Source organism: Vibrio penaeicida, assembly GCF_030689305.1.
Classification (GTDB): domain Bacteria; phylum Pseudomonadota; class Gammaproteobacteria; order Enterobacterales; family Vibrionaceae; genus Vibrio; species Vibrio penaeicida_B.
Genome location: NZ_JAUYVM010000009.1, coordinates 97,164 through 119,857, shown reverse-complemented (window position 1 = coordinate 119,857; position 22,694 = coordinate 97,164). Strand labels below are relative to the sequence as shown.

Sequence of the window (22,694 nt, the reverse complement as noted above, 5' to 3'; positions counted from 1 at the left end):
AATGTAAGCAAGCTCAGGGGTGAGCTTGCTTGAAAAGACGATCTTAGATGGTTGATAAATTAAGAAAACCAGCGCCACTCATAGGGCTTAAGTTGAATTAACCTAAGGTTGCCTAAATGATCCAGCACTTCTAAGGACTGAGCTTCATCACTGAAGTTAACAGCGGTCGCTTTACCAGTTTCAGGGAAGTAAGCGCAATCAACATCCGGATGGGAAGACAACCACGCATGCTCACCATTTTCATGCTGCCCTAACCAGACCAGAACATGCTGGAGTAATCGAGCGTTATCCATCGAAAAAGGTAGATTACCAAGGTACACCGCACGCCCTTGTCCATACTCGCGTGCCGTTAACGCCAAATGTTGCCCTTGCGCAGCAATTACATCAATATCATCTGCCTGAGGGTACACATAGCTTGGGTTACCAAATTCCATACTGCCGTTTAGCTGTTTGAACAAGTAGTGATCTCGGTTTACCTGAACAGGCATGGCGACACGTCCCATTGTAAGTGCCGTTTCCTTCTCCAATCCGAACACATCGCCCAGCTGGAAATATCGCCCATTTTTTTGATACGCAGAAGGGTCGCAAACGCCCAATAGCCCGCCACCTTGCGCGACAAATTTACGCAATACCACCAGCACCTCGGGCTTGTCCCAGTGTTCTCCCCCACTCCATGCTGAGTTCGCATCACCTGTGTTAATGATGACTTTGATGTCACTAGAGATACCTTTGTCTGCTATATCATCAAAACTGATGAATTCCACTTCGAATGGCAGACCAGATAAACACTCAAGCAAATTATTGCCAACAAACTCCATCACATCTGGGCGAGGCGGGACATAGAAACGCTGGTCTCTCGCTTGGTTTTGCAGCCAACTGCGCGTTTTGCCCCATGCACTTAGTACGGCAATTTTGCCCGGAATTTTTTGCGATTCAGTTCGCTGTGTATGCTCTAGATAATCGCCAAATTGCGCGGATACTTCGGTAACGTGGTCGATAAAATGCGGAAATTTGTTCGCAAGCGACAAGTAACCACCATAGCCAATTCTGTCTAGCGGTTTTTGCAGCATGGCTCGACGAATCTTCGTCCAGTTAGACATCGACTCAATAACCGGATCATTTCCTTCACGGAACACATCTGGGAAGAAATATGGGTAAAAACGAGCTTCGCGAACTTGATCTCCTGATGAATCGGTTAACCTGCGCAAGGCGACACCATCTTCAACCGCACCGATATTAATATCCAAACCAATTTTTTGATAACTCTCAAGGAACGGTTCTGTGCCTATCCAGTGATCCCCTTGGAACATGGCTGTTTTTTTACCAGCCTTATGCGCCATTTCCACCAACTCTCCTGCAAAGTCCACGACAAAATCCTGCACGAAAGTCATCCAGTCTTGATAACGCTTTGAAGGCACTTTATATGTCCCGTTGTAGTAGCCAGCATCTACAAAATCTTCCGGTGTTAATGTGTAGCCAAAACGTTCTTCAAAGTCCTGTAAAGCTCTTGGGCTAACGGTTTCGCCGTAACCCGTCCAGTCTCGATAAATATCCTGATTTTTTTCGCCGGTATCGATGACAAACAAGAATGCAAACGTCGTGAAGCGCACCACAGAGGTGTTCGGATGTGTCTCAAGCCAATGGGCAAAATGCTTGATCAAATGTGCTCGACATTCTGGGTGATATGGGTCAAGGCTTTTAATCCTCGGTCCTTTCCAGTCGTTGGTCAGTGCGTTATACATGGAAACGCTGTCCCAAACTTGGCGAGCCATAAAGGTAACCGCATATTCATGATAGAGAGTCGCATCACTGACAACGACTTGCTGCTTCGCCGCATCAAACGTCCAGAAATCAGAATTGACGACTTCGTTCGTTGTGCGGTTTCGCACTTCCCACCATGTTTTGGGATCGCTGTCGTCATCAAGCTCGTATTTATCTTTGCTGTACCCATCCAACGGCTGGATTACAACGTCCGCTGACATTGCTGTAACAGGGAACGACATCAAATACTTACGATGAAGGTATTCTGGGTGCTGGTTAGCAAATTCTTGATCCGCTCGCACCAAACACATCACAGAATAAATGTCGCTGTCTTGCTGCGCTAAAGAATCTGGCATCGTTGTGCCATCGCTATCTCGAAGGGCATCGGCCTGCCAGCGCTGAAATAAATCCAAAACTACGTCTTCCTGACCTGTTTCAACAGGCAGGGTCATATGACCTTTACGAGAGGCATTTGTTGTCATCATAGGCTCCAAAAAAAAAACTATCGGATCAAATCTGGATGTGGGCTCAATCAGAGCCCTATAGAAAACCGCTAATAAACGGACGGGTATCGCCCGATTTAGACTGTGTTACCAAAAGAATTGTTATCAAAAGAACTGCTACCAGAAGAACTTTTGGTATCCATTCGCGCGCATCAAGGCTTCAAGGTAATAGTAGTCGCCATAAGGAAGCATGTTGTCGCACAACCCAACTTTTACAAAAGAAGCGCCATGTGCAAGCAAGCCAAGTGCATTATCATCCGATGTTAAATCGCAGCTATCCATTAAGCCTTGAAGCATGTACATACCCCAATCTCGGAAAGGTTTGGCTTCTTCCTCATCATCAATGCATTGCGCTATCAACAGCAATCCTGCTGCTGTAATTGCCCCAGCAGAGCTGTCTTTATATTGAATTTCATTTGCAGGTAAAGAGTAATCCCAAACAGGGACACCGTCTGGCGTAATGTGCTCTACCGCGTATTTAGCCAGCTTTTTCGCCAATTCTAAGAAGTGCGTTTCGCCCGTGTACAGGTAGGTTTGTGCAAACCCATGAATCGCCCACGATTGGCCGCGAGCCCAGCATGAATCGTCGGCGTAACCTTGGAAGGTTTCACCTTTGATTGGCTCCTGAGTCACAGGGTGGAAATTGTAAGAGTGATAAGTAGAGTAATCGTCGCGAACAATATATTTAGCCAAGGTTTCGCTATGGCGTTTCGCTGCTTGTGCATACACCGGTGACCCTGTCATCTTGGAAGCCCAGAATAGTAACGCGGTATTCTGTAGTGAATCGATGATCGACTTGCCTTGAGTGATTTCTGGTCCTAACGGGTGCGTATCGTTCCACGCAACTATGTAACCGCCAATCTTTCTAAAACGATGAATTAAATGGTCTGCGGCACGAATCGCCATCATTTTGGATTCTTTATCGCCTGTTAGATTGTAATCCGCTACGCAGCTCAAGCTGTATTGAAAACCTAAGTCATGATCCAGCCAAAACGGGTCAAGCAACATGTCGGCAAAGTAAGACTTACGCAGCTTGGCGCTGTTTTTAAACTGCTCTTGCGCAGTCATCTGATAGCAAAGCCAAAGTTCACCCGTCCAGAAAGAGGACACCCAGTCAAATTGATCGCAATACTGCCATTGGTTTTCTTCAGTACCGATTTTGGGGTTTCGCTCACCAATCTTTGGGATGTTTCGTTTGATGGCTTCTACCACAACAGGTAGATGATTCAACACGCGCTGCTCATCAAGCGTTGCAGGCAGCTCCGGCAAAATAACGTTGTCAGTCATGAAGTTACTACTCTCTTATCTTTCACTTTACACGGCATCAAGTGGCGGTGTTTTTGATAAATCGAATAGTACTTGAGATCAGAGAAAGAAAAATGCAGCTCGCTCACATTTTTAAAACATCGTTTCAATTTATTAAATCTCAAAGTAAATTAAACAATGAACAGCGGGCGTATTGTCTTGCTATTGAATGGCTAAAGTCGACTCCAAATGTGAGACAAAGGATTACTGCTCTTAGCATTCTTTAGACAGTATTTCTTATTTGTATAGGCTATGTGTTTACATACATAGATAAACCTAATATTCAAAGATCTAGTTACATTGAAGCAAAAACATGCCGAAATCATACCGCGAGAGATTGAATACAGATAGCAAGTCTGAACGCTGCTTCTAACTGAGTTTTATGTACGCAATAGCAATAGCAATAGCAATAGCAATAGCAATAGACGACGGTATAGGCACACTACTCTTCCTAAAATAGAGCAACTTTATTTACTTACTCTAACAACTCACGCTCCCTCTTCTTATTGATGACATGGTTTATATTATGCTGTTCATTATTAAATCGGATTAATATGTGGTTTGAGTAGTTTCCTTCTTAGGTATATGCCTGAACTTTCCCTCTAGAAGTACTGAAACTAAGATTACACTTAATTAATAATGATAGGTTGACCGCAGTTTCAATATAAAATCATGATTGGAAATTCTTAAATTATTTAAAATCAAAGGCATTTAAAAAATAAATACGCAACAAAGAAAAGTAGAATGTTTTTACATTTATAAAATATCATTTAAGGAGTCTTATCGTGTTTTCACTATCTATGAACTCAGATGTTGGTCTGAGATCCACCAATAAAGTGGTTGATGTAAAATTAATAAAAGCCTTATTAAATGCATATGCTAGAAAAAACAGTCTTAAACCACTCACATTGGAAAATAATAAAGTCGATGAAAGCTTTATTGCATTGATTAAAGTGTTTCAAAAAAAAGTAGTTAAAATGGGTACTCCTGATGGTGTTGTTTCAGCAAATCGTGGTACATTCAAGAAACTGTCTAGCTACTTGAAAAGCTGCTACACCATTAAGTCTATAACGACACCCAAGAATGGTATCTTGACATGGAACGAAGAAGGAAGAGAGGGCGGATTGTACCATAGCCGATGTTTCCATGTTCCGTCATCGAATTCAGGGTTAACTATAGGGCGTGGTTATGACATGAAAGAAAAGACCTCTACTCAGATAAAAAATCATTTGGCATTAGCTCAAATTGAGGCTAAAAAGGCAGGTGCTATTTCGTTGGCTGCTGGTAAGAAAGGTAATGCAGCGAAGCAATTTGTTATTGAAAATGACTTATTGGATTTTGAGATTACGGCTACTGCACAGCTAAAGCTATTTGACATTATCTATAAAGAGCTCGAAGCAGATGTAAAACGCATATGCCAAAAGAAAGCAGTTGTAACTACATATGGTAAAACCAATTGGCAAAAACTTAACTCTAAGATAAAAGATGTGTTAATTGATTTAAGGTTTAGAGGGGATTATCATGGTTCTTCAAGGAAAATAATACAAGAGCATGTTGCAAAAAATGACCTTGAATCCTTTAAAACAGAAATTAAAAAACAAGAAAACTGGACCAATGTTCCAGAGAAAAGACGAAAAGCACGTATAAGCTATTTAAACTCTTAAGACAGGAAATAGAAGTGAATTTTTCAATATTATTATCATTATTTGCTATCCTCGTGAGTCCATTTTCATTTTCCCAACAAAATAAACAATATGTCAGCATGGATGCATGGGAGATGGGTATTGAGCGTGTTGATAATAAATTATTTCGTTGGGTGTTATTTCATCCTGATTCAGAGTTTCCTTGCTTACGTACTGAAATAATGGATCCGGTAACTCGTACATTAATTAAGCGAATGAACATTTGTTCAATTATCGATAATGAAACTGATGAAAATTATGACTTTAAAAGCCTTACATATATAGACTTATATGATATGCGCCTCGCAGAAAATAAATTTATGTTTGAAGCAGAGTTGACACTCCTTGATAGTACGAAAGTAGTCTTAATGTCTTGTGGGCTAAAAATCTCACCATCTCAAATATCTGCCCCTATCTGTGAAGTTAGCCGTTAACTACCCTGTTACAGTATAGATACAACGAAAACGGTCGCCGAAGATTGGCGACCTTGTTTACCCTTCCTCACACAACGCCAATAGCCACTCGGAGGAGACCGTAGATGGTGAAAGTTGCCCCTAGACACCAATCTGATCAAAACTCGTTCTTTAATTGAAGTTTCAATGGTAAGTGCAAAGATCCCAAAAAGGCTAAAGATAGGATTCTTTAGCCTTTTCTTACCAAGACTGTTCTCTTTAACAACTAGTCTAGCTGGTATTGCTGGGAACTGAATTTGGTTTGATTGGAAAGCACAAGTAAAAACAACACCACCATAAGGGACGCTGCAAACCAATAAGGGAAGCTTTGATTAGTTTGGTATAGAACCGTCGCAACAATCGGTACCACAATGGAAGATAGCCCTTGAACAGCGGAGATGGTACCCGCTGCTGCGCCTTGTTCATCCTCACCCACTGAGTTAGCTGTGATAGCTTGTATCGCAGGAAACAGAAGCCCTAACCCTACCGCCATAAATACATATCCCAGAATCAGAACAACAGGCGATTGCGCGAACGATGAAATGCACAAACCAGCGAGCGTAGCTAAGGGACCGACCATGCAGCTTTTAAGCAACAAGTCACTCTTACTTTTGGCTAAAAAGCCTTGAGTAATAACCAGTGTCACCCCAGTAATGGTTAAAACAATGCCTGAGAGTTGCGCCGTTTCTTCTGCTGTGTCTCGGATACGATCTAAGACAAAAAAACCAATGATGATTTGGGCAGTAATAACGGCGAACATGCAAAAGAACATGGCTAACGCAGGGAAGCGTAAGCGGGGATCAAAAAAGCTAATGGTGCTCTCTGAAGGTGCAACACGTGCTTTCGTTTCTGGTAGTAGGAGCTTAATAAACACCCATGCAATAACTGGCAATACCGCCAACACATACAAAGGTAATGTAAGAGAGTACTGTGACAACCACCCACCCAGTGCAGGTCCTGCAACCAAACCTATAGCACTTGCCGCCCCAATACTTGCCATTGCGCTTTGTCGCTCTTCAGCAGTGGTGATATCCGCAACGAACGCGGAACTAACAGGTGTAATAGCCGCCAAAAATAAGCCAACCAATGCGCGGGCAACTATCATGCCCACAAGGATAACAAACGTGTTAAACGTCGCTTGTAGTGATAAATCTAACCATACCGTCATCAATATAAATGAGATGGCGTAGCCAAAAGTGGCAATCAGCAACACAGGCTTTCGTCCTTTCTTGTCACTGATGGAACCCCATTTTTTTGCACTGAGTAGCCAAGTGATGCCCGACATTGCCACCACCAGTCCACCATGCCATTCCAGCAAACCTACTTCTCGAATAATAGGACCAATCACTGGAATGATGGACATCATTGCAGTCATGCAAACCGCGTTTAATATAAATAATTGCTTGAGGGGGCTCATAATAGGGATTTCCGAATCAAAACGTCAAAATACATCTCGTTGAATATACAAGTTATAAATTTTGATTAAAAGACTTAATAGTAAAGATTATCATTATCACTTAAGATTGAGATCAAATTAGTGTATTCGACCACGATAATCTTCCACTAATTCACCAAGACCTTACTCCAATTAAGTGAATCAGTTTAGCTTAAGGCACTTTGCACCACTTAGACTAAGACTTTAATTTATGTAATTGGACAATACAGCGTTGCTAATATGATCCAACAGCTACAAGAGGAAATTATCAGCAGCTATTGGACCAGAAATAGCGAGATCAGCAAGTAAGGTGTTCTTTAAAGAATCCCAATATGGTGTGTATTGCTTGCTGTGTACACACCTGGTTATCAGCGACATCGAATGCGTGATTCGAGTTGGGTAAGTTAATCAAGGTTAAAGGTTCATTGTGCCTCAGGCATTGCGATATAAATGAGTCAATTGAATCATTTAGCCCTGGCATTTCGTCCTTCCCTGCTCTTACAACTAATACTGGAGGCAGCTCCGCTAATATTCCCCCATTGACTGGATGAACAAATCCAAATGACTTCGAGGCATCATCAACGGCCTGTGAGCCGTCTCCATTTATCGTATAGCCATATAAGAAAGCCGCACATTTGACTTGTGTATTTTCAGTAAGAACAGATAACGCATTTGGCACATTCCCAGAGCAAGACCAAATAGAGACTTTGTTTGGGTCAATACCAAGGGTGACTGCATTGTCGTCCAGATACTGGAGCAAGGTGAAAATATCCTTTTCAGGATTAACATTTGTGTAAGTGACTGCCGCAATCCCAGACGCAGTAAAGAGCTGTGCCCAAGATATGTATTGCTGTACATCTTTAAGCTTCATTCCCGTCATCTGTTCAAAGCCGAAATCAGGATATCCTGTAACAAAAATGACGACTGGAGCACAGCTTTTCAACGAGTTAGGGTAATAAACATCCATAACTAGCGAAGGATCTTCGTCGTAAGATATGTTTGATTCACAGTGACCATCGAAGTTGACTGGATAGTGAATTCTTGAAGTAAAAAGTGGATTTGTATTTTGTGTTGAATGGCTCATAAGTATTTTCTCTTTTTGATGGATTCAAGAGAAAATTTAAATGCCCTGAAAAGGCGAAGTATGGAGGGAAGTGAGCAACGGGATTCAAATAATGGAGATATGGTAGGCATCATAGAGGAACGGGTCAAGTACTGTTTTGCGAAATATCCCCTCAACTAAAAACGAGAGTGGCAGCTAAACAGACAAAAAGGTTGAAGAGCAATTTCTTCAACCTTTTCCTTAACGGGAGTGTCTCTTTAAACGTTGTGTCTACTTTATAAGCATAATTGATGTTGCACCATGATACGACCAGCTTTCACAGGAATCTGTATACCAGAGTTTAATTTTATTTCCGCTAACTAACGCTGACATTGCAGTACTATAGGCCCTTCCTCTGCGAGCGTCCGTATCTGACTTAAACATCCATTTGTTCGCTACGCATGAATTCGTATAAACAGAACCACCACTTGTCTGAATAACAATGAGGTCTGTTTTACCTTCAGTAAAAACTGACTCAACAGTTAGTGGCTCAGTCCACCCTTGAGCAAATGAACTAGCTGACAGAACAAACAGAGAAGCACACAATAATTTTTTAAACATTGAACCACCTAAATCACATATTTTATTTACAGAATTCGGAAATATTTTTACGAGAGCGAACAGGTATGTTTCCTTGTTCGATTGTTATGTCTTATCTTGCTGAGATATAAGTAGCCTCGCACGAGTCACCATTCCCCCTAATACCAAACCTTATCGTATTCCCCGTCGTATAGACCATTAAGGCTTGAGATAAAAAAGCTGAATTTGCAGGGCGATTTTTTGTGCCAAGGTAAACAATATTATGATTACCACATGTAAAATTTGATTTTGGTCCACTTCTAGGATAATCGATAAAAATATAGGCACTACCATTTTCATCGACATTTACCCACTTTACCTCACCAGTCCAATTTTCGATTGCAAAAGCCTGAAATGAGACCGCAAATAAAAATATACTTAATAGTGTTTTCATACCTCTTCCTTTGATAGATATAACGCTTAGTTTATGCGGCGGACAACACGTTGGTCACCGCATAAAACTCTAACTGAAGTAGGGATTTAAAGGAATAATGATAAGAATTCGATCATAAAAAAGCTTACAAAATGCGACACAGAGATATCGTTTTGATAGTTAGGCGCTTACTGCACACCTTATTTCATCGAAACTAGAACAAAAGGTTACTTTAATCGGCTTGCTAGCTTTGACGTTTTTTCTAGCCAAGAGTGTCTTGTTTCAGGATTAGAACCGATAACGGGTCCAAAATACGTTACAGAGCGATTTTTAATACCTGAGAAATCTAAAATTGCCTTTTTTACGTGTTTGTAAATTAAATTACCTTTAACGTATTTGTACCAAAATGGGGGCGTGTCTAATGTAACGACGAGTTCTGAACTGCGACCCGATAAAAGCTTTTCCGGGAAAGATTTACCTTTTACATATTGAAATGCAAAGTTGGGTAGAAATACTCGGTCTATCAGCCCCTTAAACTTTGCAGGTAAAGACCCCCACCAGACAGGCGTGACAATAACAATATGATCTGACCAAAGAACGAGCTCTTGAAACTGCTGCAAATCGGGTTCTAAGCAAGGCATTTGGTCATACCCATACTCCAAGTTCATATCAAAGTTCATCTTACTAACGTGAACTTGTTTAACCTCATGCTCTAGTGCAGCGGATTCCGCATAGTTTTCTGCTATAGATGCACAGAAGCTTTCTATTTTTGGGTTTGCATTTATGACCAGTACTTTTTTCATTATATGAATTCCTTACGTTAAGAAAGTACAGTCTAAAGTCTCACCTATGGGTGAGAGTCAACCCCTTCAATGCAAATAGTGATGGATTCACGATATTGCACAAGTCGATCTCTTTGTTCTTCGAGCTGCTGGATTTGAAGCTCCAAGTCTTTTTGCTTTTCAATTAGGAAATCCCTGACCGTTTGCCAATCAAAATTGTCTTTATCGTCTTTCAAATCGACAATTTCTGAAAGCTTGATCCCGAGAGTCTGGGCCTCTTTGACCATTTTTATCAGGCTGACGTTAGTTTCGGTGTAAATGCGGTACTTGCCTGAACGAGAAACCTTCAGTAAACCTAACGATTCATAAAGCCTGATCGCTCTCTGAGTGGCTCCTGATAATTCGGATGCTTCTTTTATATACAATTCAAACCCCAGCTTTTCGTTGCTCGTTCTATGTTACTGACTTAAATAACAAAACTATACCATATTGGTACAGAGATTTAGAAATATGAAAGCGGTGAGGGTCGCAGTAAGAGAGCCTCACTTATTTATTTGTCGTAAGCGATTCTAATAGTCGAAATGACAAAATTTACCAACCAAAATAAGCAACAAAACACTCACACCATTAAGAAACTCTTTCCACTTCCACTGCTCAATTTCTGTGCAACAGTTCACAAATTAATATAAACCTGTATGACAGGTTTATGTTTATTGGTGAAAGGTAGCCCTATGAATTGCAGAATTTAGAGTGCGACTTTCCGTTATTGCCATGAATTACATCGAAAGCACAAACAGCAGCTTAGTGAGTGAAGCGATTGGAGAAATCACCGCTTTTATGAGGGGGGCGGATTTGTCACCCGGTGATAAATTACCCAGCGAATCTTACTTTTCACGCGAGCTGAACAAATCCAGAACCGTAGTGCGTGAAGCATTTCGATCGTTGGCGGCGTTAAACCTGATCAAGCTGAATGCGGGCAAGCGGGCTGAAGTGGCGGCGCTGGATTACTCCACCATTTCCCCTGTAATTGAGCACGGCATTCATACTGAACAGATTTCCGTTCAGCAGGTGTACGACGTAAGAAGAACCATTGAAATGCGAACGGCTACATTAGCCGCACTAAGACGAAGTGAAACGCAGGCAGAAACCATCCTTTTTCACGCTAAATCCATGATGGCGCACCGCGATAACCCAGAGCACATCATGAATCACGATATCGCGTTCCACCAGACTATCGCTATGGCTTCCTGCAACCCTATCTTCGCGTTAATGATTGGCGCGTTTGAAGGGGTCACTAAACTCACGTGGCCGGTAGGGTGGAAAAGCCGAGGGTCGCAAGACAAACAAGAATTTATGCTGAATGTGCACCTCGCGATTGCCGAAGCCATAAGAGATGGCAACCCACAAGAAGCCAATAAGCAAATGGCGCTGCACTTTGATGAAAGCGTTCGAGCTCTGTTGGAAGCGGGCATTCAATAAGGTTAGGTAGGATATGAAAATTACCCAGCTTGAAACCATCACTGTCGCAGAACACCCGAACCTGCTTTGGGTTCAGGTTCACACCGATGTTGGGCTTGTTGGATTGGGGGAAACGTTTTTCGGTGCAAAGGCGGTCGAAGCATATGTTCATGAAACGTTAGCGCCACTTGTACTGGGGCAAGACCCTCGCCAGATTGATCGACTCAACCAGTCCATTTCCACTTACTTAGGCTTTCGCTCTACGGGCGTTGAAACGCGTGGGAACTCTGCTTTCGATATCGCACTATGGGACTTGTTTGGCAAGCTTACGCAGCAACCCATCGCTCAGCTTCTTGGTGGATTCTCCCGAAACGAAATTCGAACCTACAACACCTGCGCAGGTATCGAATATATGAAAGAAGCCAAAGGGCAAAGAACTGAAAACTATGGTCTTGCTGGAAAAAACCAGCAATACGATGACCTGAATGGTTTCCTACACAGAGCAGACGAACTGGCAGAATCGCTGCTTGATGATGGCATCACCGCAATGAAGATCTGGCCGTTTGATATCGCAGCAGAGAAAAATCGTGGGCTGTCGATATCCAAATCCGATCTCAAGCAGGCGTTAATCCCGTTCGAGAAAATTCGCAAAGCAGTAGGCGACAAAATCGACATCATGGTGGAGTTTCATTCCATGTGGCAGTTGTTGCCTGCCATGGAAATCGCTCGGGAGCTGGCAGAATTCGATACCTACTGGCATGAAGACCCAATCAAAATGGAAAATCTCGACGATTTAAAACGTTACGCCAGCGCATCAAAGGCACCAATATGCGCGTCTGAAACGCTCGGGGGACGCGCCGCATTTCGTGACTATTTGCAAACGGGTGTAGCTGGAATCGTCATGCTCGACATCAGTTGGTGTGGTGGCTTATCCGAAGCCAAAAAGATTGCGACCATGGCAGAGACCTGGCACTTGCCTATTGCTCCACACGATTGCACAGGTCCAGTCGTGCTAACCGCCTCAACCCACCTTTCACTCAATGCGCCCAATGCCCTTATTCAAGAGAGTGTGCGGGCGTATTACAACACTTGGTATCAAAATTTAGTCACGGCGTTACCCGCCGTCAATAACGGCACCATTACTGTGCCGCAGGGAGCCGGTTTGGGGATAGAACTCAATCCAGATCTCGATAAGGCGTTTACCGTTTCACGCCGATTCAGCAAACGGTAGCAGGTTACTTAAGATCGATTGATCTAAAGGTAACCCAACGTTTCCCAATGAACGTCAACTAGGAGGACACAATGAGGAAACTAACAACACTGATTGCGTTAAGCGCGGCACTAGTAACGAGTGCTGCATGGTCAAAGCCATTGGAGATTGTGTTTACTCACCATTCCTCGGCGTCTAACCCATTCTGGCAAGCCGTCAAAAAAGGGTTTGATGATGCCTGCGGCAAGATTGATGCGAAATGCCAAATGATTTTTACCCAAACCGAAGGGGCGATTGATCAGCAAGCGGGCAACATGATTGCAGCATTAGCCGCGAAGCCGGATGTTCTCATCACCTCTATCGTGGATAACAATGCGTTTGATGAGATCATCGCCCGGGCTCGCGCAAATGGCACCATCGTCATGGCAGCGAACGTGGACGATTTGGAAGGTGCGAGTGGTAACGCTAGGCAAGCCTTATTGGTCAAGGTTTTGCCCCTGCTGGTTACTCATTAGTGAAGAAAATGGCGGAATTTTTCCCTGAAAAAGGGCCTATTCACGCCGTCGTTGGTATTTCTGCTCCGGGTCAGAATTGGTCGGAACAACGTGGGGCTGGCGTACTGAACTTCCTAAACGAATTCAAAGAGGCTAACCCATCTCGTAAGGTCAACATTGTTCGATTAGACACAGGCACAGACGGTGCGGTAGTAGCGGAACGCGTAGGTGCTTACATCAATGCTAATCCAGATACGACCGTCTACTTCGACACGGGGCTGTGGCATGCGTACGTTGCTCAAACGCTTGCTGACAAGGGTGTTCCCCCAGGCAAAGTTCTAATGGGCGGTTTTGATATTGTGGCCGAAGTACTTCAGCAGATGAAAGCTGGATACATCCAAGTACAGGTCGATCAGCAGCCTTATATGCAGGGCTTTATGCCGGTGATGCAAGCTTACCTTGCGAAAAACTTCGGCTTATCGCCGACCGACATTGATACCGGACAAGGCTTGGTGGTGAAAGAAGATGTAGATCAGCTTTGGGATTTGGCGCGCAAAGGGCTGCGCTAGCAATACCTAGGCTGTCGCGAATAAAACCCTGGCTGCCTCAAAGAAAACCCAGACTGCCGCGGATAAAACCTAACCGGATATCACAATGAAAAGATTGATAAAGCTCTGTATGGAAAAGCCTGAGCTCGTTGGGATCGTATTTCTCATACTGCTTGGTATCGTGTTCGAAGTTCGATCAAATGGTGCCTTTCTCAACACCGAAAACCTCAGAGGCATATTGGGATTACTGCCAGAGATGGGGCTTGTCGCCATAGGGGTAACCTTGCTAATGATCAGCGGAGAGTTCGATCTCTCTGTGGGTTCCACCTTTGCGTTTGCGCCCATGTTTATGGCTGTATTGCTGGAACAAGGCTGGGCGTTTGGTCTGGCTTTCCCACTGGGGTTGCTAATGGCGATGGTGATCGGACTTATCAACGGCATTTTAACCATACGCTTCGACATCCCCAGCTTTATCGCCACGCTGGGCATGCTGTTTGTGGTTCGCTCCCTGACTATTGTGATCTCCGGTGGTTTTCCACCGTTATTGCCATTGGGCGTACTTCCTAAATGGCCGTTCACCGACTACGTTGGCCCCTACGACTTTTTTAGGATGTCGGTATTCTGGTTTGTCGCCATCGCCATACTAGTGTCCGTATTGCTGTCGCGCACTAACTTCGGCAATTGGATTCGAGCCACGGGTGGTTTTCTCCCCGCCGCGCAGTACATGGGTATCCCAACGGCCAAAGTTAAAATCACCTGTTTCATGTTGTGTTCTCTATTGGCAGGGTTTGCTGGCTGCATACAAGTGATGCGGCTTGGAGCTCCCCTGCCCTCTATCGGCGAAGGGATGGAATTGCAAGCGGTCGCAGCAGCCGTGATTGGTGGAACCGCACTCACTGGCGGCATTGGTACCATATTAGGTGGCATTGTCGGAGCCGTATTGATTCGGGTGATTGATAACGGATTGGTGCTCAGCCGAGTCGACGCGAATTGGTTCAAGATGGCGATTGGCTTACTTACTATTATCGCTGTTGTGCTCAATGCTTGGCTACGAAAACGCGCCAAATCAATGAAGGTAGAGGTGTAATATGCAGCCCGTCATTTTAGAGTGCAAAAACCTCCACAAATGGTATTCCGGAGTTCACGCTTTGCGGGGGGTAAGTTTGGATATTTTCGCCAATGAAGCCGTCGGTTTGGTTGGTGATAACGGGGCAGGAAAATCGACGTTGATCAACATTTTATCAGGGACGCAAGTGCCTGATGACGGTGAATTGTATATGGATCAGCGACCTCTTGCGCTTCGAAAGCCCAAAGATGCGATGGATAAAGGCATCGAAACCATCTACCAATACAACTCCATGGTGCCCACCATGAGCATCGCTCGAAACATATTCATCGGGCGAGAGCCGATTAAGTTCGCCATTGGTCGCTTTGGCATTCTCGATCAGGAAAAAATGCGCACCGAAAGCGTGAAAGCCATTGCCGATGTCGACTTGCATTTAAGATCGCCTGATGCACTGGTTGGCGAGCTATCCGGAGGTCAAAGACAAGGCGTCGCAATTGCCAGAGCCATGCATTTTAAGTCCAAAGTCATGATTCTGGACGAACCCACCAATCACCTTTCGGTAAAAGAAACCAATAAGGTGATCGACTTTGTATCTGGACTCAAATATCAATCCATCACCAGCATTTTTATCAGCCATAACATGCACCACGTGTTTGCCTGTTGCGACCGAATTGTTGCCATGGCGCGTGGGGAAATCGTGCTGGATAAACGGGTGGAAGACACAAATATAGACGAAGTTCAGTCGGTGCTATAACCCGCTTTTCTTGAATTTGTTACCTAGTCAAGACTGATAGTAAGGAGCAACCATGATTTCATTACAAGGAAAACGCGTTTTGCTGACAGGGGCTTTAGGAACACTCGGGCAAGCGCAAACCAAACAGCTTACAGAGTTGGGCGCGCACGTATTAGCATTGGATTTGCCAGAGCTTGTCGCCGCTCAATCGCCAGCAAGCCCAAATGTCACGCCTATTCCCTGCGATTTGAGCCAGCTGCAAGAATCACAAGAAACCGTGTCTGATTACATCGCAAAACTGGGTGGCGTGGATATCCTAATCAACAATGCAGCACTGATCATCAATCGTCCGTTTGAAGACTTTTCTATGGAAGAATACGAAAGCCAGATCCGAATCAATTCTTCCGCTGCCTTTGCCTTACTTTCCAGCGTGATTCCCCATATGAAGGCGAACCGTTGGGGAAGAATCATCAATTTCACTTCCATTACTTTGAACGGACAAGTTGAAGGCTATGTGCCCTATGTGGCATCCAAAGGCGCGTTACTCGGGCTAACTAAATCTCTTGCTCGTGAGCTAGGGGAATTTGGCATCACAGTGAATGCCGTTGCACCTGGAGCCATCGTTTCAGAAGCAGAAGCGCGGGTATTTGGTCATAAAGCGCAGGAATACAGCGATTGGGTACTCGACAGACAATGTTTAAAAACCCGCATCCATCCGGAGTCTGTCGCACATTTGGTCGCTTTTTTGTGTTCCGATTGTGCGAGTATGATGACTGGACAAAATATTGGCTTAGACGGTGGGTGGTCCTGATGGAATATTTGGAAAATGAGTTCCTGCGAATAGAGTGCTCAGCTCAGCATGGCGCTGCAATCACCAAAGGTGAGGCAAAAATGAATGAGCAGTGGGTACCGTTTTTGTATTCCGACCAGTCCCAGAGTAGCAAAACCAACGCCAATGGCATGTATGTGTTAGCTCCTTTCTCGAACCGAATATCGAAAGGCGGTTTTGAGTTCGAAGGCGTTAAACACCCAGTGAACAGAAACGTGCAAGCCGAACCCTACCCTCTTCACGGAAACGCCTGGCAATCCGAATGGGATCTGGTGTCACAAAGCGAGTCTCAAATTTTTTATCGCCTAGATAACGCGTCTTTTCCTCCTTTTGATTACGACGCTGAGCTCAAGTATTCGATTCAAGACAACACCCTTAACTGCGAGCTTAAGGTGACCAACAGAGGCAGTAAGCCTTTACCATTTGGAATGGGTTTTCACCCATGGTTCTACCGGCATGAAGGAACGGAAGTCTATTTCGAGGCGCTAGGAATATGGATGGAGGACGAAGAGCATCTGCCCACTAAACACCTGAGCTTGGTTGAAGCTGCTAACTGGAGTTTTAATGAGTTCAGGACAGTGCCAGATCACCTAATCAATAATGCATATACCGAATGGAATGGCGTCGCCACCATTGTGCAACCGGAAGACGGGCTTTCGATTCGGGTGACGGGGTCAGATCTGTTGTCTTACCTTATTCTTTATTCCCCTGATCAGAGTGCTGAGTTTCTATGTTTAGAGCCCGTCAGTCATCCAGTAGATGCACATAATCAGCGAAGCTTTCCGGGATTGGTGACGTTATCGAACGGAGAAAGTATTTCGGCGGAAATGTCGATTCGCTTGTCGCCGATAAAATAGAAAAGCCCATTCAGTCCCATATGATTAAATGCCGATAGGCTCCCCGATAATTTTTACAATGGATTCAGAAAGTGCAGAAGTGACCTGAATGGGTGTATTCTCCTGCCATCTCAAACCGATGCTTCTTTCAATATTTAGCCCTGAAACTCTTATACTGGTGAGGTTTTCAGGTACAAGATTTTGGGGTGCCAGAGTCATATTATGGCTATTTCTTATTAACTCAAACGCCAAGCTTTCGCGCTCTGCCCTAGCATGAATGTTCAACTTAACACCTTCTGCTTTAAGCCTCGCTCTGCCAATTTGATCTAATTCACAATTGGTACGATGGATAAAAGGGAACTGGGTGAGGTCTCGGATTGAAATGACATTGGTCGTTCCTGCACAAGGGTGGTCGGGGGCGACTACCGCAACTAATGGTTCTCTCCAAAGCAATTTTTCATTCGGCATTAAGCTGCCCACATTGCCTAAAATCATGTCTACGCGTTTCTTTGCAAACCAGCTTTCAATTTTAGTTGCTGAACCTTCCCATATGTCGATTCTGGTATCGGGTTCACCACGCTCAAACGTTCGAAGTGCCTTAACAACGACATCCTGAGAAAGTGTATCAAGGACACCCAATATCCACTTTGATGTCTGGTTAGAGTTACCAGCAAATTCTGCTTGAGCAGATTCGCATTGATTCAGGATCTCAATCGCTCGACGATAAAAATTTTGCCCTTTTGGGGTTAAGCGTAATGGTCGATTAGCTGGTCCACTTCTGTCAAACAATGCGCCTCCCAATTCGTCTTCCAAAGCCTTTAGTCCGGCAGAGATTGAAGGCTGGGAGACGTATAGCCGTTCCGAGGCTTTAATGGCGCTACCATAATCGACAACTGAGACTAAAAATCTCAAGTGCTGAATTTTCAACATAGAAATTTCCTATAACAACCAAGAGAAACAATTGAATATCACTATATTATAAGAATTGATATTTTGTTAGGTATATGCTCAATAAAACAAGGCGTGTTTATGACAACCGTACTTCCTACTTTGCAATTTCTACAACAGCATATTGAAGGTAAATTGTCTTCTAATGTGACCACTGAATTGCAATATCCTACAGCTATATCAACGTTTTTAGGCTTCCGAATTATCGATATTGACAAGGGTCACGCAGCAATAGAAGTAGACGCAGACCCTAGCATCCATGGAAATCAACAAGGTACTGTACATGGGGGGGTTCTGAGTGAGCTCGCCGACGCGGCTATAGGGACAGCTCATTCAACAGCGATTGACTCAGGTGAATCATTCACAAGTATCGATCTGCAAATAAAGTTCTTCTGTCCGGTTTGGAAATCGGTACTAACAGCCAAGGCTTGCCCTGTAAGGCTGGGTAAAACGATAAGCCACTATCAATGTCAAATCTATCGTTTAGATGGTCAGGTGGTTGCTCTTGCATCCAGTACAGTCATGACTCTGCGTGGAGATTCTGCGGTGGGTAGATAACCTTTGTTCCAGTTGACTGCCTAACAGGTTATCTCAATTAAGTACTTTTAAGGTTTCCTTATGTTGAAAAGCCTGAGCATTGACCCAGGCTTAGGCTGCGTGTGATTTTGATTATCGCGCTAACCAGCCACCATCCACAGCAATCGTGTACCCGTTTACATAATCAGATGCTGGCGATGCAAGAAATACAGCAGGTCCTGCCAAATCTTTTGGTAGACCCCAGCGCTGAGCTGGAATTCGCTCTAGTATTTCCTGGTTTCTTTTCTGATCCGCACGTAATGCCGCCGTATTATTGGTTGCCATGTAGCCCGGTGCAATCGCGTTAACATTAATGCCTTGCGATGCCCATTCATTCGCTAGAAGCTTGGTCACCCCCATTACCGCACTTTTTGAAGCCGTGTAAGATGGCACGCGAATACCGCCTTGGAAAGAAAGCATCGAAGCAATGTTGATGATTTTTCCGCCGTCACCCTGAGCGATAAATTGCTTGGCAACTGCCTGAGACATAAAGAAAACGCTCTTGATGTTGAGGTTCATTACGTCATCCCAGTCTTTCTCTGAAAACTCTAGCGCGTCTGCACGGCGAATGATGCCCGCATTGTTCACCAGAACATCAATTCGACCTGCCATGCTTATGGCTTTATCAACGACCTGAGCAATCACATCGCTGTTGCTAAGATCGGCAATGATTGAGTAAAAGTTCTGACCTGTCGCTTCAACAAGCGAAGGTGTGTCTTCTGGATCAGAGTAATTGACGCCAACTATATCGCAGCCTGCTTGAGCCAGTGCAACTGCCATACCTTGTCCTAAACCTGTATTACAGCCAGTGACTAGGGCAACTTTTCCTTTCAGGTTAAAGGTATCTAACACCATGTTCTTCTTCCTATTGTTATAGTTATCCGATTCTCATACATTCATAAAAACAAATGAATTTGGAAGAATTCATATTGAAACAACGTTTCATTCGAGTTTTTAGGCAAAAAAATATAATTAACGGATATGTGATTAAATTTTTAATGTTTCTCTATCAAATAAATTAGAGCTCTTAGGTTCCACACCAAGCAGTCTCTGCTCAGGCTAAATAATGCGTTGCGCTCACCGCTCTTAGTTTTTCCGCCGCTTGTTCTGGCGTTAAATCGCGTTGGCTTTCGCCCATCATTTCGTACCCAACCATGAATTTTCTTACCGATTCACTTCGCAGTAACGGGGGATAAAACAGGGCATGAACTTGCCAGTGCTCAGGGTTTTCAGATTGTTCAGGTGCGCCGTGCCACCCCATCGAATAGGGAAACGAGCACTGGAACAAGTTGTCGTATCGACTAGTCAGCGCTTTTATCGCTATCGCCAAATCTTCTTTTTGTTCTTGAGAAATAGCCGTAAGACGGTGGGTTATGGCCTTTGGCAATAACATGGTTTCAAATGGCCACGCAGCCCAGTAAGGGACTAACCCCACCCAGTGCTCGGTTTCAACGACAATGCGTTCCTTTGAAATCAGTTCACGCTGAACATAATCATGAAGCATCACGGAACCATATTGGGTGAAATACTCGCGCTGCGATTGATCCTTTTTCGCTACATGAGTTGGAATGAAACTGTTCGCCCAAACTTGACCATGTGGATGCGGCTGAGAGCACCCCATCGTGGCGCCTTTGTTCTCAAAAACTTGTACCCAAGCGTAGGTTTTTCCTAGCTCTCCAAGTTGTTCGTTCCACGTATCAATGATTTTTTCAATCGCTGTTACTGGAAGCTCTGGCAGCGTTTTACTGTGGTCTGGCGAGAAGCAAATGACTCGGCTCTCTCCCGTTGCGCTTTGCAATTTAAATAGCGGATCGCTTGTCGTATCGGCGAAAGGTACGGCTTGTGTTAACGCCGCAAAATCGTTCTGAAATACAAACGTTCCTGTGTAATCTGGGTTCTTGTCACCACTTATGCGAACGTTGGTTGGACAAAGAAAGCACTCTGCCTCATAACTCGGCAACACTTCCTTAGTTTGTTCCTCTTGCTGACCTTGCCATGGGCGCTTGGCGCGATGAGGAGAAACCAACACCCACTCTTGCGTTAGCGGGTTAAATCGTCGGTGCGGATGCTCGGTAGCATCAAATTCGGAGAACATATCGCTCATTACTGCTTCCATTTAAATGTGAACCTGCTTCTTTCGATGAGACGGGTTAATAATTGATGAGAATTCAGATGTTAATCGAGTCAAACTTGGGTAAAACTGCCGTTCATTGAACACCTTGTCCCCTTTAAGGAGGTGCTCACGCGGCGCATTTTTGAAACGACAAAAGAAGACTTGTTTCCCCGATGATTGAGAAAATTCCGCGAGCATCCTAACGCCTAGGTGATCAATAAAATTGATTCCTCTTCCTAAAATGATGACGTTAGGCGCTGAGATACTTTGCAGCTCACTGTGAAGGTGCTGAACGCTGCCAAAAAATATGGATCCGTTGATACGAACAACTTGCACCAAGCCAGACATGTCTCTGTCCATGGCAAGATCGTCGTTATCCAAATAGTCGACAACGGGGCGCGATGTTCGGCGTAGATAGAAGAATAACGATGCTCCAACACCTACGTAAATGGACAATTCCAAATGCATTGTCATCGCAGCAATACAAGTAAGCAGCAAAACAATCGCTTCTTTTTTGTCGTGGCGGATGATATCGGTTATATGGGGGACATCAATGAGATTGAACGCCACAACCAATAGAATGCCCGCCATACCTGCAATAGGAATATAAGCGGCGTATTGAGCAAAAAAGACCATAATGACTGCTAGGAAGAGACCCGCAAAAACGGCGGCCAGTGGCGTTTTCGCTCCGCTACTGAAGTTAACCCCACTTCTGGTAAATGAACCGGACGACACGTAACAGGCGAAGAATGATCCTGCTATATTGGATAGCCCCTGCCCGATGAATTCTTGGTTGCTGTCTATGTGCTGTTTGGATTTTAGTGCTACCGAGCGGGCAATGGATATGGCTTCTACCAACCCCAGTAGGGCAACTGCCACAATACCGCTCAGCATAGACTCGAAGGGTACATTACTTAAATTTGGGACAGAAAAGACTGGTAGCCCAGATGACACCTCACCCACCAGCTGAATTTCGAACCCCGCGTTGTTCATGCTATACGCTAGCCCCATGGAGACGAGTATCGCGATAAGCATATGCGGGAGCTTGGACCACAGCTCCTTCAAAACCACACACGTTAAAATGGTAACAATACCAATAAGCAAAGACGCTAAATGAAAATCAGGAGCGTGCTGAATGCCAAGTGTGAGATTTTCAATCGCAGTTGTGCCAGACGCGTAATTCAGCCCAAGTAGATGCTTGATTTGGCTAGCGCTGATGACCACAGCCGCACCGGCGGTAAAGCCTAGTACAACCGAATGTGAGACAAAATTGACCACCGCCCCAAAACGAAGTAACCCAAACGCCAACTGAAGAATGCCAGCACACAGCGTGAGCGTGATAGCCAACTGGATATATAGCGCACTACCAGGTGCAGCAAACTGACTAATGGTGGTGAATACAATGACAGAAAGCGCCGCCGTCGGACCTGAGATAAGGTGATGAGAAGATCCAAACAACGCAGCAATGATGGCAGGGATAATCGCGGTATAAAGACCATATTCTGGTGGAAGCCCTGCAATCATGGCATACGCGACGCCCTGTGGGAGTACGATGATGGCTCCCGTTAAGCCAGCCCAAAAATCTGCTTTAAGTGTAGAGAGTGAAACTCCCTCCCCCCATTTTAAGAACGGGCAACACTTCTGAATTAACCAAGCCAAATTTCTCATTTTCGCTCTCGCTGCTTCATTTTCGTTCTGGCAGAACTTGCCCAAAAAAATCCATAGAGTGCCTTTCTCGTCATCGGAGTTTTCCATCCAGAGCGTAGGCTTCTTTTCGCTCATTATACGAAGAAAAACCATACCAACAACATTTTTAAAAAGCTGTTTCATTTATTTTTATTAAACAAGTTAAATTATGTGACGGCGATTATAAAATAGCGTTTCAAAAATTTATTCTCGGATAGGTCAG

22 protein-coding genes are annotated in these 22,694 nt (G+C 44.3%); 11 read left to right on the top strand and 11 right to left on the bottom strand.

The features are described from left to right. Positions 1–59: 59 nt before the first annotated feature. Both gnpA and Q8W40_RS15780 read right to left on the bottom strand, forming a co-directional pair. Positions 60–2,243 carry a 1,3-beta-galactosyl-N-acetylhexosamine phosphorylase gene (gene gnpA, locus Q8W40_RS15785; protein ID WP_305398733.1) on the bottom strand — a complete coding sequence of 728 codons (2,184 nt, stop codon included), beginning with the start codon at positions 2,241–2,243 and terminating at the stop codon, positions 60–62. 138 nt (positions 2,244–2,381) lie between these two features. Then, complete coding sequence (locus tag Q8W40_RS15780; protein ID WP_305398556.1) at positions 2,382–3,551, bottom strand: glycoside hydrolase family 88 protein; 1,170 nt, start codon at positions 3,549–3,551, stop codon at positions 2,382–2,384. An 803-nt stretch (positions 3,552–4,354) separates the two neighbouring features. On the opposite strand from Q8W40_RS15780, the gene Q8W40_RS15775 reads away from it, so the two are divergent. Both Q8W40_RS15775 and Q8W40_RS15770 read left to right on the top strand, forming a co-directional pair. After that, a complete protein-coding gene (locus tag Q8W40_RS15775) occupies positions 4,355–5,233 on the top strand; it encodes a hypothetical protein (protein ID WP_305398554.1) in 879 nt (292 codons plus the stop codon). 14 nt (positions 5,234–5,247) lie between these two features. After that, the gene (locus tag Q8W40_RS15770) at positions 5,248–5,685 is read left to right on the top strand and encodes a hypothetical protein (RefSeq protein WP_305398552.1); all 438 of its coding nucleotides are present in this window, start codon (positions 5,248–5,250) and stop codon (positions 5,683–5,685) included. Positions 5,686–5,929: 244 nt separating this feature from the next. Here Q8W40_RS15770 and Q8W40_RS15765 read toward each other — a convergent pair whose 3' ends face one another. The 5 genes from Q8W40_RS15765 to Q8W40_RS15745 all read right to left on the bottom strand — a co-directional run bounded on the left by Q8W40_RS15765 (position 5,930) and on the right by Q8W40_RS15745 (position 10,399). Then, a complete protein-coding gene (locus Q8W40_RS15765) occupies positions 5,930–7,120 on the bottom strand; it encodes an MFS transporter (protein WP_305398550.1) in 1,191 nt (396 codons plus the stop codon). 316 nt (positions 7,121–7,436) lie between these two features. Further along, positions 7,437–8,222 carry an alpha/beta hydrolase gene (locus Q8W40_RS15760; RefSeq protein WP_305398549.1) on the bottom strand — a complete coding sequence of 262 codons (786 nt, stop codon included), beginning with the start codon at positions 8,220–8,222 and terminating at the stop codon, positions 7,437–7,439. Between the two features lie 670 nt (positions 8,223–8,892). Next, entirely contained in the window at positions 8,893–9,213 is a 321-nt protein-coding gene (locus Q8W40_RS15755) for a hypothetical protein (RefSeq protein ID WP_305398547.1), read from the bottom strand. Positions 9,214–9,419: 206 nt separating this feature from the next. Continuing rightward, positions 9,420–9,995 (bottom strand): NAD(P)H-dependent oxidoreductase, encoded by a 576-nt coding sequence (locus Q8W40_RS15750; protein ID WP_305398546.1) that lies wholly within the window; start codon positions 9,993–9,995, stop codon positions 9,420–9,422. Between the two features lie 44 nt (positions 9,996–10,039). Next, complete coding sequence (locus Q8W40_RS15745) at positions 10,040–10,399, bottom strand: MerR family transcriptional regulator (protein ID WP_305398544.1); 360 nt, start codon at positions 10,397–10,399, stop codon at positions 10,040–10,042. A 325-nt stretch (positions 10,400–10,724) separates the two neighbouring features. Here Q8W40_RS15745 and Q8W40_RS15740 point away from each other — a divergent pair, with 325 nt between their 5' ends. The 8 genes from Q8W40_RS15740 (at position 10,725) to Q8W40_RS15705 (ending at position 17,169) form a co-directional block, all read left to right on the top strand. Beyond that, a complete protein-coding gene (locus Q8W40_RS15740; RefSeq protein ID WP_305398542.1) occupies positions 10,725–11,453 on the top strand; it encodes a FadR/GntR family transcriptional regulator in 729 nt (242 codons plus the stop codon). A 13-nt stretch (positions 11,454–11,466) separates the two neighbouring features. Continuing rightward, a complete protein-coding gene (locus Q8W40_RS15735; protein WP_305398541.1) occupies positions 11,467–12,663 on the top strand; it encodes a mandelate racemase/muconate lactonizing enzyme family protein in 1,197 nt (398 codons plus the stop codon). Positions 12,664–12,734: 71 nt separating this feature from the next. After that, positions 12,735–13,157, top strand: a complete 423-nt coding sequence (locus Q8W40_RS15730) for a substrate-binding domain-containing protein (RefSeq protein ID WP_305398540.1) — start codon at positions 12,735–12,737, stop codon at positions 13,155–13,157. Between the two features lie 8 nt (positions 13,158–13,165). Then, on the top strand, positions 13,166–13,705 hold the full coding sequence (locus Q8W40_RS15725; protein ID WP_305398538.1) for a substrate-binding domain-containing protein: 540 nt from the start codon (positions 13,166–13,168) through the stop codon (positions 13,703–13,705). An 85-nt stretch (positions 13,706–13,790) separates the two neighbouring features. Further along, the gene (locus Q8W40_RS15720; RefSeq protein ID WP_305398537.1) at positions 13,791–14,771 is read left to right on the top strand and encodes an ABC transporter permease; all 981 of its coding nucleotides are present in this window, start codon (positions 13,791–13,793) and stop codon (positions 14,769–14,771) included. Position 14,772: 1 nt separating this feature from the next. Continuing rightward, positions 14,773–15,504 (top strand): ATP-binding cassette domain-containing protein, encoded by a 732-nt coding sequence (locus tag Q8W40_RS15715; RefSeq protein WP_305398536.1) that lies wholly within the window; start codon positions 14,773–14,775, stop codon positions 15,502–15,504. Between the two features lie 52 nt (positions 15,505–15,556). Continuing rightward, complete coding sequence (locus Q8W40_RS15710; RefSeq protein ID WP_305398534.1) at positions 15,557–16,294, top strand: SDR family oxidoreductase; 738 nt, start codon at positions 15,557–15,559, stop codon at positions 16,292–16,294. Next, a complete protein-coding gene (locus tag Q8W40_RS15705; protein WP_305398533.1) occupies positions 16,294–17,169 on the top strand; it encodes an aldose 1-epimerase in 876 nt (291 codons plus the stop codon). Before Q8W40_RS15710 ends, Q8W40_RS15705 begins: the two co-directional genes overlap by 1 nt. 24 nt (positions 17,170–17,193) lie before the next feature. Here the strand turns inward: Q8W40_RS15705 and Q8W40_RS15700 are convergent, their stop codons facing one another. Continuing rightward, positions 17,194–18,078, bottom strand: a complete 885-nt coding sequence (locus Q8W40_RS15700; protein ID WP_305398531.1) for a LysR family transcriptional regulator — start codon at positions 18,076–18,078, stop codon at positions 17,194–17,196. Positions 18,079–18,177: 99 nt separating this feature from the next. Here Q8W40_RS15700 and Q8W40_RS15695 point away from each other — a divergent pair, with 99 nt between their 5' ends. After that, positions 18,178–18,654: a PaaI family thioesterase gene (locus Q8W40_RS15695; protein WP_305398529.1), complete on the top strand. Its 477-nt coding sequence runs from the start codon at positions 18,178–18,180 to the stop codon at positions 18,652–18,654. A gap of 111 nt (positions 18,655–18,765) precedes the next feature. Here Q8W40_RS15695 and kduD read toward each other — a convergent pair whose 3' ends face one another. The 3 genes from kduD to Q8W40_RS15680 all read right to left on the bottom strand — a co-directional run bounded on the left by kduD (position 18,766) and on the right by Q8W40_RS15680 (position 22,453). Further along, complete coding sequence (gene kduD, locus Q8W40_RS15690; protein WP_305398527.1) at positions 18,766–19,527, bottom strand: 2-dehydro-3-deoxy-D-gluconate 5-dehydrogenase KduD; 762 nt, start codon at positions 19,525–19,527, stop codon at positions 18,766–18,768. Positions 19,528–19,726: 199 nt separating this feature from the next. After that, positions 19,727–20,767, bottom strand: a complete 1,041-nt coding sequence (galT, locus tag Q8W40_RS15685) for a galactose-1-phosphate uridylyltransferase (protein WP_370693395.1) — start codon at positions 20,765–20,767, stop codon at positions 19,727–19,729. Between the two features lie 21 nt (positions 20,768–20,788). Further along, on the bottom strand, positions 20,789–22,453 hold the full coding sequence (locus Q8W40_RS15680) for a SulP family inorganic anion transporter (RefSeq protein ID WP_305398732.1): 1,665 nt from the start codon (positions 22,451–22,453) through the stop codon (positions 20,789–20,791). Positions 22,454–22,694 lie beyond the last annotated feature (241 nt).

Coding starts and splice junctions, on each gene's coding strand:
- gnpA (WP_305398733.1), bottom strand. CDS start 2,243: ATGACAACAAATGCCTCTCGTAAAGGTCATATGACCCTGCCTGTTGAA.
- Q8W40_RS15780 (WP_305398556.1), bottom strand. CDS start 3,551: ATGACTGACAACGTTATTTTGCCGGAGCTGCCTGCAACGCTTGATGAG.
- Q8W40_RS15765 (WP_305398550.1), bottom strand. CDS start 7,120: ATGAGCCCCCTCAAGCAATTATTTATATTAAACGCGGTTTGCATGACT.
- Q8W40_RS15760 (WP_305398549.1), bottom strand. CDS start 8,222: ATGAGCCATTCAACACAAAATACAAATCCACTTTTTACTTCAAGAATT.
- Q8W40_RS15755 (WP_305398547.1), bottom strand. CDS start 9,213: ATGAAAACACTATTAAGTATATTTTTATTTGCGGTCTCATTTCAGGCT.
- Q8W40_RS15750 (WP_305398546.1), bottom strand. CDS start 9,995: ATGAAAAAAGTACTGGTCATAAATGCAAACCCAAAAATAGAAAGCTTC.
- Q8W40_RS15735 (WP_305398541.1), top strand. CDS start 11,467: ATGAAAATTACCCAGCTTGAAACCATCACTGTCGCAGAACACCCGAAC.
- Q8W40_RS15730 (WP_305398540.1), top strand. CDS start 12,735: ATGAGGAAACTAACAACACTGATTGCGTTAAGCGCGGCACTAGTAACG.
- Q8W40_RS15725 (WP_305398538.1), top strand. CDS start 13,166: ATGGCGGAATTTTTCCCTGAAAAAGGGCCTATTCACGCCGTCGTTGGT.
- Q8W40_RS15720 (WP_305398537.1), top strand. CDS start 13,791: ATGAAAAGATTGATAAAGCTCTGTATGGAAAAGCCTGAGCTCGTTGGG.
- Q8W40_RS15715 (WP_305398536.1), top strand. CDS start 14,773: ATGCAGCCCGTCATTTTAGAGTGCAAAAACCTCCACAAATGGTATTCC.
- Q8W40_RS15710 (WP_305398534.1), top strand. CDS start 15,557: ATGATTTCATTACAAGGAAAACGCGTTTTGCTGACAGGGGCTTTAGGA.
- Q8W40_RS15705 (WP_305398533.1), top strand. CDS start 16,294: ATGGAATATTTGGAAAATGAGTTCCTGCGAATAGAGTGCTCAGCTCAG.
- Q8W40_RS15700 (WP_305398531.1), bottom strand. CDS start 18,078: ATGTTGAAAATTCAGCACTTGAGATTTTTAGTCTCAGTTGTCGATTAT.
- Q8W40_RS15695 (WP_305398529.1), top strand. CDS start 18,178: ATGACAACCGTACTTCCTACTTTGCAATTTCTACAACAGCATATTGAA.
- kduD (WP_305398527.1), bottom strand. CDS start 19,527: ATGGTGTTAGATACCTTTAACCTGAAAGGAAAAGTTGCCCTAGTCACT.
- galT (WP_370693395.1), bottom strand. CDS start 20,767: ATGTTCTCCGAATTTGATGCTACCGAGCATCCGCACCGACGATTTAAC.
- Q8W40_RS15680 (WP_305398732.1), bottom strand. CDS start 22,453: ATGAGAAATTTGGCTTGGTTAATTCAGAAGTGTTGCCCGTTCTTAAAA.